The following is a 12,923-nucleotide window of genomic DNA, read 5'->3' as shown; positions in this document are numbered from 1 at the left end:
CGACCCGCCGGTCAGACCAGGCCGGCGTCGCGCAGCAGCTGCCACAGGCCGGCGCCGTCCGGGGCGGAGAGCCACTTCTGCCCCACCGGCCCCGACGAGGGGCGGCCGGCCGGGGCGGGGAGGCTACCAGCCAGCACCGACTGGGTCGGGGAGAGTCGGCGGATCGCCACCCCGGCGACGTTCTCCGGGTGGGCGGCGGCGAACTCGCGGTAGATCTCCTGATCGTGCTGGCCGTCGTCGCCGACGAGCAGCCAGCGCACGTCGGGGAACTCCTTGGCCAGCCGGGCCAGGGTGCTGCGCTTGTGTTCCATGCCGCTGCGGAACCAGCGGTCGGCGGTCGGCCCCCAGTCGGTGAGCAGCAGCGGCCCGGCCGGGTAGAGGTGCCGGGACAGGAAGCGGGTCAACGTGGGCGCCACGTTCCACGCGCCGGTGGAGAGGTAGAAGACCGGGGCGCCGGGATGCGCGGTGACCAGCCGTTCGTAGAGCACCGCCATGCCGGGCACGGCGTTGCGCGCGTGCTCGTCGAGCACGAACGTGTTCCAGGCGGCGAGCAGCGGTCGGGGCAGCGCGGTCACCATCACCGTGTCGTCGATGTCGGAGAGGATGCCGAACTTGACGTCCGGGTCGAGGATGCGCACCGGCGCGTCGACCGGTTCGGCGTCCGGGACGCTGAGCCGGACCGTGCCCCAACCGGGCGGCAGGTCGGCCTCGACAAGCGTGTCGACGAAGCCGCTGCGGTCGGCCCGCGTCTCGTGGCACACCCCGCCGGCCTCGATGGTCACCGTGACGTGCTTGGCGGGCAGTGTGGTGAAGCTGCGCCAGCCGCGGACCTTGTCCAGCCGACCCCGCTGGCGGGTGTCCGGACGGCCCAGCAGGACCCGACACATCACCCGCACCCACCCCGGCGCGCCGTAACCGGTGTACGCGACGATGTTGATCCGCCAGCCGGTGCGCCGCAGCCGACGCTCGACGAGCTGGTGCACGGCGTCCTCGATCCGCGCGGCCCGGTGCAGGTTCGGTACGGCCAGCTGGCCGGCGGGAGTGGGTGGCACGCGCCAACCCTGCCACACGTCGGCAGCCACGGCCACGCGAGCCGTCCCCGGCCGCACCGGCCCAGCCAGCCCCGGCCGTACCGGCCCCGCCAACCCTGGCTGCGCCGATCCACCTCGGCGGCCCGGCCGGACGTGAAACACTCCGGTCGGGACGACGACGGGGGCGTTGGTCGTGTCGCATCCAGAGCAGCACCGCGGGCGATGGCGTCCGCGACTCGACCGGCCGGCGCTCGTCGCGCTGCTGTTCGGGGTCGCCGGTGTCGTCTACCGGCTGATTCTGACGCTCTTCACCGTGCCGGTGTCGAACAGCGACGAGGCGACCTTCGGTCTCGCCGCGCTGCACATCGCCCAGGGCCGGGAACGCCCGATCTTTCTCTACGGCCAGCACTACATGGGGGTGTTGGAGTCGTACCTGGCCGCTCCCCTGATGGCGGTGGCCGGGCCGAGCTGGCCGGTGCTGCGGCTGCCGATGCTCGTGCTGTACGCGGTCTTCCTCTATCTGATCCACCGGTTGACCCGCCGGCTCTGCACACCGTGGTTCGCCGCCTTCGTGGTGGGTCTGCTCGCGCTCGGGCCGGAACGGGTGGTGCGCGACCAGCTCACCGTCGTCGGTGGGCGGCCGGAGGTGAAGCCGGCGGTGCTGCTGATGCTGCTGATCACCGTGGGGCTGGCCGTCGGCACGGTTCACCGCCGACGCCTCGCGATCGGGCTGTTCGGGCTGCTCGTCGGGCTGTCGGTCTGGTCGGACTGGCTGATCCTGCCGTACCTCGCGGTGGCCGGGCTGGCCCTGCTCTGGGCGGTACGGCGGGAGCTGCTCGGTTGGTGCGGTCTGCTGCTGGTGGCGGGGGCGGTCGTCGGGGTGGCCCCGATGATCGTCGACAACCTGCGGGCCGGGCCCGGTGAGGACTCGTTGTCGGTGTTCCGGGAGGTCAGCACCAAGACCGGGCCGCAGCCACCGTGGTCCGACCGGATCCGGGGTGGCCTGCTGGAGGGGGTGCCGCTGGCGCACGGGCTCTGCCCGGTGGACGGCTGCGGACGCTGGCAACAGTGGTTCGGCGTGCTGTACCCGGTGCTGCTGGTGGCCGGCACGGCACTCGCGGTGCTCGCGTACCGTCGCGCGGCCGCAACTCCGGGTAGGGAGCGGGTCGAACGCGCCGGTGTCGCGTCCGCGGGTGCAGAGCAAAGGCCCGGAGGGTTGCGTGCAGAGCGGGTCGGGCCGGTCGTGCAGCTCGCGCTGATCGCCGGAGCGGCGTTGACACTGCTGTCGTACGTGCGCAGCCCGCTCGCCGCGACCAGCCCACTGGACAACGCCCGCTACCTGTCGGTGCTGCAACTGTCGCTGCCGGCGGTACTCTGGCCGCTCTGGGTGGCGGCGCTGACCGCCTGGCGGGGCACCAGCAGCGTGCTGGGCCGGATCGCCGGCGCGCTGTCCGCCACCGTGTTGGCCGTGCTGACAGTGACCACGCTGGTGATCACCGTGCTCTTCGCGGCCACCGGCACCGCGGCGTCGCGGACCGAGGAGCGCCAGGCCCGGGAGTTGGCCGCCGCGCTGCGCGCCGACGGGCCCCACGAGGTGTACGGGGACTACTGGACCTGCAACCGGTTGATCTTCAACACGGACGAGTCGGTGGTCTGCGGGGTGCTCGACGCCGACCTGTCCCCCGGGCAGAACCGCTACCGGCCGTACTGGCGGCAGGTGGGGCGGGCCGAGCGGCCGGGCTACGTGGTGGAGGCCGGCTCGCCGATGGACCGGCGGTTGCGCAGGCTGCTCGCCGACCGGGGTGACGCCACGCCGGTGCGGGATGTCGGCGGCTATCGCGTGTACCACCCCGACACCCCGGTGCGGCCCTGGCGGTAGGGGCTGGTCGTACGCTGGCCGGGCCGGCGCGTGGGGCGCCGCGTTTCGCCCGTCGAGGAGACCCATGCTCATCCTGCTGCCGCCCTCGGAGGGGAAGGCCGACGCCGGCACCGGACGGCGCTGGGCCCCGGACCGGCTGTCGCTGCCCGAGCTGAACCCGGCCCGCGAGCGGGTGCTGGACGCCCTGGTGGCGCTGAGCGCCGGGCCGGACGAGCAGGCGGCGCGGTCGGCACTCGGCCTCAGCGAGGGTCAACGCGGCGAACTGCGGCGCAACGCCCGACTGCGGGAGGCGGCCACCGCCCCGGCCGAGCGGCTCTACACCGGGGTGCTCTACGAGGCGCTGGACCTGGCCTCCCTGCCGGCCGCGGCGCAACGGGCGGCCCGCCGGTCGATCCTGATCAGCTCCGGCCTGTGGGGCGCGGTACGGCTGGCCGACCGGATCCCGCCGTACCGCTGCCCGATCGGCGCCCGACTGCCCGAGGTCGGGGCGCTGTCGGCGTACTGGCGCAGGGAGCTGACGCCGGCGGTGGACGGGGCTGCCGGGCGGGGCCCGGTGCTGGACCTGCGCTCCGGTGCGTACGCGGCCACCTGGACGCCGCGCGGGGAGCTGGCCGAGCGCACCGTCACCGTGCGGGTTCTGCACGAGCGGGAGGTCGACGGGGTGCCGGTCCGCTCGGTGGTCAGCCACTTCAACAAGGCCACCAAGGGGCGGCTGGTCCGCGACCTCCTCGTCGCCGGCGCCCGGCCGCGTACCGCGGCGGAGCTGGTGGGCACCCTGCGGGAGTTGAAGCACACGGTGTTGGAGCAGGGCACCGCCGCGGGCCGGGTACGGCAGGTGGATGTGGTCGTCACCGACCTGTAGCGGGCACGGCAGCCGCAAGATTTGCTCAAGGCTCGGCCGGAGCGGTTCCGTAACGGCGTGACAGGGGCCACGGTAAGGCGACCCAGACTCCGACAAGGGAGCCTCCGTTGACCCGCGAACCCGCCCTGCTCGACCGGCCCCACCCCTCGACGTCCCCGGCCCCGCTGGGTTGGTTGACACTGGGCGACGCGTTCGAGGCCGCCTGCCTGCAACGGTGCACACCGCCGCCGACCGCCGCCCGACCGAGCGCGGTACGGGCCGAGCACACCCCCGGGGTGGAGTTCAATCGGGAGGACGCCGCGCAGCGCATGCGGCAACTGCTCGCCCGGCTGGACATCCCGGTCACCCACGAGGTTGCCGTCGGCGGCCTGCGGCGCCGCTACGAGTTGCACCGGCTGTGGGTGCCCCGGGAGCACCAGGGCGCGTACACCCGGATGTTGGACGCGGGCTGGTGGCAGGGGCGGCGCGAGCTGCTCGGCGGGCCGCTGCCCGGCGCCTCGCCGGCCCGGCGGCGGTTGGTGACCCGGCTGGCGGAGGCGGCCTGGCGCTCGGCGCTGCTGGCCGCCGGGCGGCACGTCCGCCGGCACATCCTCGGTGTCCGGCTCACCGACCGGGAGTTGGCAGCGGTGCTCATCCGGGGCGCGGCCGTGCTCGACGTGCCGGCCCGGCTCCGCCCCGGCACCGGTTGCTTCCTGGTCAGCGTGGCCGACGGCCCGGACCGGCAGCGGATCCTGCGCAGCGCGGCGTTGGAGCCGGCGCGCGCACCGATGGCGGCACCCGGGACGGCGACAGCACGCGGGATGAACCCGGCGCGTGCTGTCGGTGCGCCGGCGGGTCGCGCCGCCTGCTGATCGGTGCCGGCGTCCGGACGTCGCCCGACCCGGGCTTGCGCGCACCGGCACGACGGCGCACAGTGCACCGCGTGAGTCGTACCTCGTCCAGCCGCACCGGCCTGGCCGCCCTGTGGACGGTGCTGCTGATCGCGAACCTCGCGGTCGCCAGCTGCCGGGACGCCCCGACCCCGCCGACGTCGATCCGGATCGCCACCGGCAGCCCCACCGCTGTCTACTACGCGTTCGGGCAGTCCCTGGCGGCCATCCTCAACCGGGAACTGCCCGACGTCCGGGCGAGCGTGGTGGTCACCGCCGCCTCGGCGGAGAACGTCCAGCTCGTCGGCTCCGGCGGGGCCGAGCTGGGCTTCACCCAGGCCGACGTGCTGCCCACCAGCACGACGGGAAGCCCCGCGGTCGCCGCCGTCGCCCGGGTGTACGACGACCAACTGCACGTGGTCACCACGAGCGGTGGCCCGGTCCGCACTGTCGCCGACCTGCGCGGCCGGCGCGTCTCCGTCGGCGCGCCCGGCTCGGGCACCGAGATCACCGCGACCCGGCTGTTGGAGGTGGCCCGCCTCGGTGGCGGCGAGGTGCGCCGCGAGCGGCTCGGTCTGGACGACTCGGTGAAGGCGCTGCGTTCCGGGCGGATCGACGCGTTCTTCTTCTCCGGAGGCCTGCCGGTGCGGGGCATTGAGGAGTTGGCCGACGCCAGCGCCATCCGGATCGTGGACCTCAGCGAGTGGACCGAGCCGCTGCGCTCGCGCTACGGCCAGGTCTACGTCTCCCGGGACATCCCCCGCTCGGTGTACGGGGTGGACGCGGTGACCACTGTCGCCAACCCGAACTACCTGATCGTCCGGGCCGGGCTGCCGGAACCGTTGGTCCGTGAGGTGACCCGGCTGCTGATGGACCGCCGCGCCGAGCTGGCCGCCGCGCATCCGGCGGCGGGACGGATGAGCCCCCGCTCGGCGATCGTCACCGCGCCGCTGCCGCTGCACCCGGGCGCCGCCGCGTGGTACCGCGCCACCAAACCGTGACGGCCGGGCTCAGCGCGCCGGGCTGGGCCGCAGGTCGGTGGCCGGTTCCTCCTGCGCCGGCTCCTCCTCCGCCGGCTCCACGCCGAGGACCGGCGCCGGGAACCACAGGGCGGCGACCAGCCCCCGCGACTCCCCCGGGCGCATGGTGAGCCGCCCGTCGGAAGCGTCGACCAGCACCGCCGCGATGGTCAGGCCCAGCCCTGCGCCGTCCACGTTCTGCGCGTCCGGGGCCCGCCAGAACCGCTCGGTCGCCTGGCCGAGCTGACTCTCGGTCATGCCGGGGCCGGAGTCGCGAACCTCCAGCGCCACCCCGCCGTCGCGGCGGGCCACCGTCACCGTCACCGCCCCACCCGCCCCGCTGAACTTCACCGCGTTGTCGATGAGCGCGTCCAACGCCTGGTCGACGGCGGTCGGCACGGTCTGGGCGTACGCCGGGGCGTCGGTGGTGGCCAGCCGCAACGCGACCGACCGGTGCCGGGCCAGCGGCGCCCACGCGGCCACCCGGGAGGCGGCCACCGCGGCGGCGTCCACGGTGACGCGCTCGTTCTCCTCCCGTTCGGCCCTGGCGAGGGTGAGCAGCGCGTCGAGCACCAACGCGAGCCGGTCGGTCTCCTCCAGGGCCAGCCGGTGCTCGGACCGACCGTCCTCGTCGGTGAGGCTGGGCCCCAGCTCCTCCACCCGTAGCCGCAGCGCGGTGAGCGGGTTGCGCAGTTGGTGGCTGGCGTGCGCGACGAAGGCGCGCTGCCGGTCCATCACGTCGGAGACCACGTCGGCCATGTGGTTGAAGCTGGCCGCGAGGCGGCGCAGCTCCGGCGGCCCCAGCCGGTGCTGCACCCGGGCGCCCCGGTCGCCTTCGGCGATCTCGTGCGTGACCGCGTCCAGTTCGGTGACCGGACGCAGCACCCAACCGGCCAGCCCGAACGCGGTGAGCACACAGGCCAGCACAGCGAGCAGACCGGCCAGCGCGAGCAGCAGCCACCACGCGACGACAGCTCGGCGGATCGGGTCGGCCGGGGTCACGATCACCACCGCGCCGAGCACCTCACCGCCGTCGTTGATCGGTACCGCCACCACCACCGGGTCGGTCGTCCAGGGCCAGACCGACTCGGGGGCGCTGGTCTGCTGCCCGGACAGCGCGACGTCCAGGACCGTGGCGGTGCCCGGGGTGGGCTGCCACCGGGGCGACGAGACCGGGGTGTTCCGGTCCCGGTCGACGATCGCCGCGCTGATCGAGTACAGGTCGTCGTAGCTGGTCAGCTCCGACTCGATCGGGCCGGGCCCGCCGTCGCGCAACGCCGGCCCGGCCAGCGAGGCGAACCGGGTGGCGTCGGCGAGCCGGTCGGCACGGACCCGTTCGGTCTCCCGGCTGGCCATGGTGGCGGCCAACGGGGTCTCCAACGCGATGAGGACGAGGACCATCAGCAGCAGATAGCTGATCACCAGGCGGCGACGCACGTCAGCTCCTCACGCGTCGCGCAGCCGGTAACCGACGCCGCGCACGGTCTCCACCAGGCGGGCGTCGCCGAGCTTGCCGCGCAGCGACCCGACGTGCACCTCGACGGTGTGCCGGTCGGCCCAGGTGGTGCCCCAGGCGTCGAGCAGGATCCGGTCGCGGGGCACCGCCACCCCGGGTTGGCGGGCCAGCGAGAGCAGCACGTCGAACTCCTTGCGGGTCAACGTGACGACCCGCCCGTCGACGGTGACCGTCCGCGCGGCCACGTCGATGCGTACCGGACCGGCCTCGATGAGGTGCCGCTCGGGGGCGGCGTTCGCGGCGCGGCGCAGCACCGCCTCGATCCGGGCCTGCAACTCCACCATCGAGAACGGCTTGACCACGTAGTCGTCCGCGCCGAGGCGCAGACCCAGCACCCGGTCCCGTTCCTCACCCCGGGCGGTCACCGCGATGATGCCGAGTTGACTGCTGCGCCGACGCAGCTCCCGGCACAGGTCGGTGCCGTCCCCGTCGGGCAGGGTCAGGTCGAGCAGCACCAGGTCGCACGGGGCGGCGGAGAGGGCGGCGGCGACGGTGGCCGCGTGCTCGACCTCGTACCCCCGGCGGGTGAGGGCGGAGGACAGCGCAGCGGCCACCCGGCGGTCGTCCTCCACCAGCAGGATTCGCACCCGTGCCCCCGTCCGTCGCAGCGCTTGTTCTGCGAATGGTGGCAGAAGCGCGCGCGGACCGGGAGGCCGCCCGCCCGCGCCGGGCGGCGACCCACGCCCTAAAGGCCGAAGACATCCTCGGCGGTGGCGTCCCGGACGCCGTCGGTGAACCCGCGGAAACCGGGGTCCTCGTGGCTGGCCGGCACGCTGGTGACGGTGACCCCGCTGGCCTGGGTGACAGCGTCGACCAGCGGCGGGTAGTCGATCTCGGCATCGTCGAAGGCGTCGTCGTCCGCCTCGGCCAGGTTGATCACGTGCTGTACGTCGTCGGACGGAGTGTCCGGGTCCTCGGCCCACTCGCCGCCGGCCCGGTAGCACTCGTCGTACAGTGCCCGCTGGCTGTCGGTCCAGTCATCGTCGTAGCTCTGCATCGCCCATCCCTCCGCGGCCTCTGACCTGAGCATGCCCGGCGGGAGGCGGCGGGCGCGGCGGTACCGGCGAAAACCGGGCGAGCGCGCCGACGGTCGCCCCGTACGCTGCTGTGGTGATCTACAAACTGCTGTCGAGCGCGGAGTGGGACGACGCGCTCGCCGTCGGCGCCTTCGCCGGCTCCGCCGTGGACCGGCAGGACGGTTTCATCCACCTCTCCTCCGGCGACCAGGTGGTGGAGACGGCACGGCGACACTTCGCCGGTGCCACCGGGTTGACCCTGCTCAGCGTCGAGGAGGAGCGACTGGGCGACGCGCTGCGGTGGGAGCCGTCGCGCGGCGGTCAGCTCTTCCCGCACGTGTACGGCTCGCTGCCGGTCACCGCGGTGGTGGCGGCGCGGGCGCTGCCGGTGGACCTTCCGGTCCCCGACGCGGTGGCCGCCCTGCTGGGCTGACCCGAACGTGGGCTAACCCGCACGCACGCCGACCCGCACCCACGCCGACCCGAACCCACGCTGACGCGAACGCGCCCGGCCCGACGGTGTCGGGCCGGGCGCACTGCCGTACTGACAACAGTTCAGTGACAGAGCCGGTCGATCTCCTGCTGGAAACGGTCCATCGGGTTCGCCTCGGCGGGGCCGAGCAGGTAGGTCTTCAGCTCCCGGCGGGCCTCGGTCATCGGGTCGTCGCCGGCCCGGGTGACCGTCACGATCTTCTCCAGCTCACCGCAGTCCTTGGAGAGCAGGTACGCGGCCCGAGCCGTCGGGTACTCGCGGCGGAAGTCGTCCTCCGAGAGGCCGGCCGGGTTGGCCACCACGTACGGCCGCTGGCTCTGCACGAAGTCGGACACCACACTGGACACGTCGCTGATCAGCAGGTCGGTCTGGTTGAAGCAGTCGAACAGCGCCGGCGTGCGGCCGGTGACCACCAGGTGCGCGGTGCCGTCCAACGAGGACGCGTCGGCGTCGCCGCCGGCAGCGCGGATCGCGGCGACGATCCGCTCGTGCACCGCCCTCGCCGCCTTGGACCGCGACCCGGTGAGCGGGTGCGGCTTGTAGATCAGGCGCAGCCGTGGGTTCGTGGCCAGCAGCCCCTTGACGATCCGCTCACCCATCAACACCAGCGAGGTGTGGTACGGGTCGTCGTCGAGCCAACCCTCCCAGGTGGGCGCGTAGAGCACCGTGAACGGCCGGTCCACCGACTCGGCGCCGAAGGTGTGCACACCGGCGAGCTGCGGCCGGCCGATCTCGACGATGTCCGAGTCGAGGACCCCCACACCGGCTCGCGCGTAACGCTCCCGACCGGCGAGGCCGGCGACCCAGACCTCGTCGTACACCTTGCTGTAGGGGTTGACGCTGGCCTGCTTGTCGCTGTCGCCGTGCCCGACGAAGACGTGCTTCGTACCCGGCTCGCGGAGCATGTGGATGTTCGCGCCGACGTTGGCGGCGTAGAGCGCCGCGCGGACGCCGCCGAGGTCGAGGTTCATGAAGTCGACACCGGCCGGTACGCAGATCACCGGCAGCCGGGTGTCGGCCAGCTCCAGGAACGCCTCCCGGCTGCGCATCAGCACCACCGCGCGCTGCTGGAGCGCCTCGGTCGGGGCGAGCCACATGTTGGCCTGGTAGACGTCCTTGGCCGGGCCGGCGAAGTAGAGCGCCACCTCCGGCCGGTAGTTGTCCAGCCACCGCTGGACCGCCGGCAGCAGCGGACCCTGTCCCGCGCCCCGACCCCGCAGCCAGGTCAGCGCGATGATGGCGCCCACCAGACCGGTCGCCACGACCGCCACCGCACCGGCCACGAAGAACGGCGTCGGGTCGTGTTGCACCGCAGCGGCCACACCGGCCGGCACCAGCAGCAGGTTGAGCAGGGGCATCCGGTCACCGGCGACCGCCGCCGCCCAGGCGGGCGGCGTGGGCGCGCTGGACAGTGGACCCAGCTCGATGTTGCGCACCATGGCGGAGATCGGGTTACGACGCTCGATCATGGTGGAGAACGCGCCGGCGAAGACCGACACGACCCACACCGCGGCCGGCAGTACGAGCAGCAGGGTCAGTTCGCCGCCGCTGAGCCGCACCTCGGCGGCGACCAGCAGCACGGCGGCGAGGTCCCGCGTCAACTGCCGGTACGACCAGTGCAGGCCCACCTTCTCCAACAGCAGCTGCGACGGCGGTGACCAGCGGGCGACGGCGAACTCGCCGATGATGGCGGCCAACCCGGCGACGGCGAACAGGCCGACCCAACCGAATACGCCAGCGACGAGCATGACCAGGTAGGCCAGTACCAGTAGCGCACTCTGGGCGGCCACTCCGAGGCGTCCTGTCAACGTGCCGAACAAGCGAGTTCGCTCCCTACGAGATTTCGTTGCGGGCGGTGCCCGTGATGGACCGACGTCACTCCCCCGTCGCGCAGTGGCTCAGTCGCGGCCCGCTGCGTGTGACTGCGACCTTAACGCGAGCGGACAGCTCGGTGTCGCTCGGGTATCCGGCACCATTTCGGGCAAAATTCCGGCCCGGGACGCGCCCGACCCCCGCACGGGGTCGGGCGCGTGGGGTGGGCGCAGCGGTCAGCCGGCCCGCCGGAAGCAGGTCATCCCGCCGGGGCTCGGGCGCTTGGCGAACTCCTGGTAGCCCAGCTTCGGCGCGGTGTCGCGGGCGTACCGGTTGCCGTTGTAGACGCAGATGGTGCCCACGTCCAGGCGGTCCAGGGCCGGCGTCAGCTCCGCCGGCGTCGGGCTGGCGGTGCCGTCGGCGAACTCGGACAGCAACAGTCGGTCCTTGGCGAACTGGGAGTTGAGGTCGTATTCGACGAGGTAGAAGTCACGGGGCAGGACGACCCGGACTTCGCTGGTGACGATCGGCGTCGTACGCATGATCGTCTTCGGGGCGAGCAGCAGACCCTCCGGGCGGTCCAGACCCTTGATCCAGAAGGCGATCGCCTGACGCTGCTGCGGGAGTTTCCAGGTGGGGCGGGGGTGCACCTCGACCCAGCTCTTCGACGACCACATCGGGGTGGCGAACACCGCGAACGACGCGACCAGCAGCACCGCGATCCCACCGGACGCGGCCCGGCGCAGCGCCCGGCTCGGTGCCGGCACACGCACGGTGCAGAGCAGACCGATCAGCGTCGGCAGGGCGAGCAGCCACGGCACCCGCCACAACACCACCGAGATGCCACTCAACGCGCTGAGTACCTCCAGCACGCCGGGCACGAACAACACGCTCAACGCCAGTGCGGCGCCGGCGGCGAGCAGCGCGGGCGTGCGTCGGCGGGCGAGCAACGCGCCGCACCACAGCGCGAGACCGCTGATGACCCCGACCACGCCGAACAGCAGGGTCCGCCGATAGGTGTACGCCGCGTCGAAGAAGGCGTCGTCCGCGCCGGTCGCGGTCATCCCGCCGAGCACCAGGCGGGAGACCACCAGCGAGCCGATCGGGTACGCGAGGGCGGCGACCGCCGCCACGACGGCCGCCTTCCACCGGCCGACCAGCAGCATGGCGAAGCCGGCGGCGCCGACGAGCATCGGCAGGATGATCGCCGCGGTGTTGGTGAGCCCGATCGCGGTGATCGAGAGCGCCACGATGAGCACCAGGCTGCGCCGCGACCGGGTGTCGAACCACTCGGTCAGGTAGAGCCACATCAGCGGGATGACCGCCGAGACGAACATGCCCTTGCCCTCGTGCAGCCGGAGCAGGTGGAACGTGCCCAGTGCGGCATCGTCGCCGGCGACGAGGTACAGGTACGCGATCGCCACGGTGAAGGCGAGCAACACACGGCGCGGGGCCCACCGGTGCGTCAACCGCCACAGCGCCAGCGCGGCGAGCATCGCCATGATCGGCAACAGCACGTACCAGAGGGCCGAACTGGCGTGGATGCCGACGACGTTGGCGAACGCGCCGTCGAAGACCTCGATCGACGGGATGGGCGGCTGCGAGCCCATGGCCGGCAGCACGTTCTCGGAGAAGAGGAAATCGTTGAGCGGGATCAGGTCACGCTCGGCGATCCACACCGACTTGCCGACGTAGTAGACGTCGTCCGGGGTGTTGCGGGCCATGAAGAACGAGGAGATGCCGACCAGTACCGAGACGACCAACGCGTACGCCGACTGCGCCGCGGTGGGCGCCGGGGCGGCCGGGGCGGGCACCGGGCCGCGCAGCCACGCCTGGCGTACCAGCAGGAGCCCGCAGACGGCCGCGAGCAGGCCGGCGACGGCCGGAATCCACCAGGTGAGGTCGATGCTGGTACCGGCCGCACCGGCGGAGACGGCGGCCACCACGGCGGCGACCAGAACGCCGATCAGCAGGCGACGGTCGGTGGCGGGCCGCGCACCGTCGGGCTCCTCCGGAGCCGCCGGGGCGCTGTCGGTCGGGGCGCTGTCGGTCCGGGTGCCGGCGCGGCGGCGGGCGCGCAGCACGGCCACCACCGCGAGCACCACACAGGCCACCAGCCAGATCCGGAAGGTCACCGACGGACGCAGGTCCCCCAGGAAGGCCAGGTGGTAGAGCACTGTGAAGAGGGCGAACGCGATCACGGCGCCATCGGTGAGCACCGCCGGGGCGTGGGCCACCAGCGCGCCTACCCGGGACAGCCCCCGAGCGCGGGACGGTCGGGGTGCCTGCCCGCTCCGGGGCGTCGGATCCGGTTCGGCGGGCGCTACGGCGATGCTGTCGACGTTGGCCACGGGCGTCCTTACTCGTCAGACGGATGAGGGGCCTCGGCACGGTGATGGCCGGGTGTCAAGGGGGCAGCGTAGCGG

The 12,923-nt window shown here is 73.3% G+C and carries 11 protein-coding genes; 5 read left to right on the top strand and 6 right to left on the bottom strand.

Annotated elements, in window-relative coordinates; genetic code table 11:
• Positions 1-11: 11 nt before the first annotated feature.
• Positions 12-1,052, bottom strand: a complete 1,041-nt coding sequence (locus KBX26_RS12865) for an App1 family protein (protein ID WP_036412232.1) — start codon at positions 1,050-1,052, stop codon at positions 12-14.
• A 172-nt stretch (positions 1,053-1,224) separates the two neighbouring features.
• Here KBX26_RS12865 and KBX26_RS12860 point away from each other — a divergent pair, with 172 nt between their 5' ends.
• The 4 genes from KBX26_RS12860 (at position 1,225) to KBX26_RS12845 (ending at position 5,642) form a co-directional block, all read left to right on the top strand.
• Positions 1,225-2,910: a glycosyltransferase family 39 protein gene (locus KBX26_RS12860; protein ID WP_210865492.1), complete on the top strand. Its 1,686-nt coding sequence runs from the start codon at positions 1,225-1,227 to the stop codon at positions 2,908-2,910.
• A gap of 64 nt (positions 2,911-2,974) precedes the next feature.
• Positions 2,975-3,772 carry a peroxide stress protein YaaA gene (gene yaaA, locus KBX26_RS12855; protein ID WP_210863007.1) on the top strand — a complete coding sequence of 266 codons (798 nt, stop codon included), beginning with the start codon at positions 2,975-2,977 and terminating at the stop codon, positions 3,770-3,772.
• Between the two features lie 107 nt (positions 3,773-3,879).
• Complete coding sequence (locus tag KBX26_RS12850) at positions 3,880-4,623, top strand: hypothetical protein (RefSeq protein WP_245233724.1); 744 nt, start codon at positions 3,880-3,882, stop codon at positions 4,621-4,623.
• Positions 4,624-4,694: 71 nt separating this feature from the next.
• Positions 4,695-5,642, top strand: a complete 948-nt coding sequence (locus KBX26_RS12845; RefSeq protein ID WP_374224279.1) for a TAXI family TRAP transporter solute-binding subunit — start codon at positions 4,695-4,697, stop codon at positions 5,640-5,642.
• 9 nt (positions 5,643-5,651) lie between these two features.
• On the opposite strand, the gene KBX26_RS12840 is transcribed toward KBX26_RS12845, so the two are convergent.
• The 3 genes from KBX26_RS12840 to KBX26_RS12830 form a co-directional block, all read right to left on the bottom strand.
• Positions 5,652-7,097 (bottom strand): HAMP domain-containing sensor histidine kinase, encoded by a 1,446-nt coding sequence (locus KBX26_RS12840; protein ID WP_030335800.1) that lies wholly within the window; start codon positions 7,095-7,097, stop codon positions 5,652-5,654.
• Between the two features lie 9 nt (positions 7,098-7,106).
• Positions 7,107-7,763 carry a response regulator transcription factor gene (locus KBX26_RS12835; RefSeq protein WP_030335802.1) on the bottom strand — a complete coding sequence of 219 codons (657 nt, stop codon included), beginning with the start codon at positions 7,761-7,763 and terminating at the stop codon, positions 7,107-7,109.
• Positions 7,764-7,861: 98 nt separating this feature from the next.
• On the bottom strand, positions 7,862-8,173 hold the full coding sequence (locus KBX26_RS12830) for a hypothetical protein (protein WP_030335804.1): 312 nt from the start codon (positions 8,171-8,173) through the stop codon (positions 7,862-7,864).
• Positions 8,174-8,286: 113 nt separating this feature from the next.
• On the opposite strand from KBX26_RS12830, the gene KBX26_RS12825 reads away from it, so the two are divergent.
• A complete protein-coding gene (locus KBX26_RS12825; RefSeq protein ID WP_210857974.1) occupies positions 8,287-8,625 on the top strand; it encodes a DUF952 domain-containing protein in 339 nt (112 codons plus the stop codon).
• A 122-nt stretch (positions 8,626-8,747) separates the two neighbouring features.
• Here the strand turns inward: KBX26_RS12825 and KBX26_RS12820 are convergent, their stop codons facing one another.
• Positions 8,748-10,505, bottom strand: a complete 1,758-nt coding sequence (locus tag KBX26_RS12820) for a CDP-glycerol glycerophosphotransferase family protein (RefSeq protein ID WP_030335808.1) — start codon at positions 10,503-10,505, stop codon at positions 8,748-8,750.
• Positions 10,506-10,733: 228 nt separating this feature from the next.
• Complete coding sequence (locus KBX26_RS12815) at positions 10,734-12,848, bottom strand: DUF6077 domain-containing protein (RefSeq protein WP_210865490.1); 2,115 nt, start codon at positions 12,846-12,848, stop codon at positions 10,734-10,736.
• Positions 12,849-12,923 lie beyond the last annotated feature (75 nt).

It is taken from the genome of Micromonospora sp. C97 (genome assembly GCF_018070385.1).
GTDB lineage: Bacteria > Actinomycetota > Actinomycetes > Mycobacteriales > Micromonosporaceae > Micromonospora > Micromonospora parva.
The sequence above is the reverse complement of the archived record's forward strand: the minus strand, read 5'-3'. Positions and strand labels throughout refer to the sequence as shown.

Coding starts and splice junctions, on each gene's coding strand:
- yaaA (WP_210863007.1), top strand. CDS start 2,975: ATGCTCATCCTGCTGCCGCCCTCGGAGGGGAAGGCCGACGCCGGCACC.
- KBX26_RS12830 (WP_030335804.1), bottom strand. CDS start 8,173: ATGCAGAGCTACGACGATGACTGGACCGACAGCCAGCGGGCACTGTAC.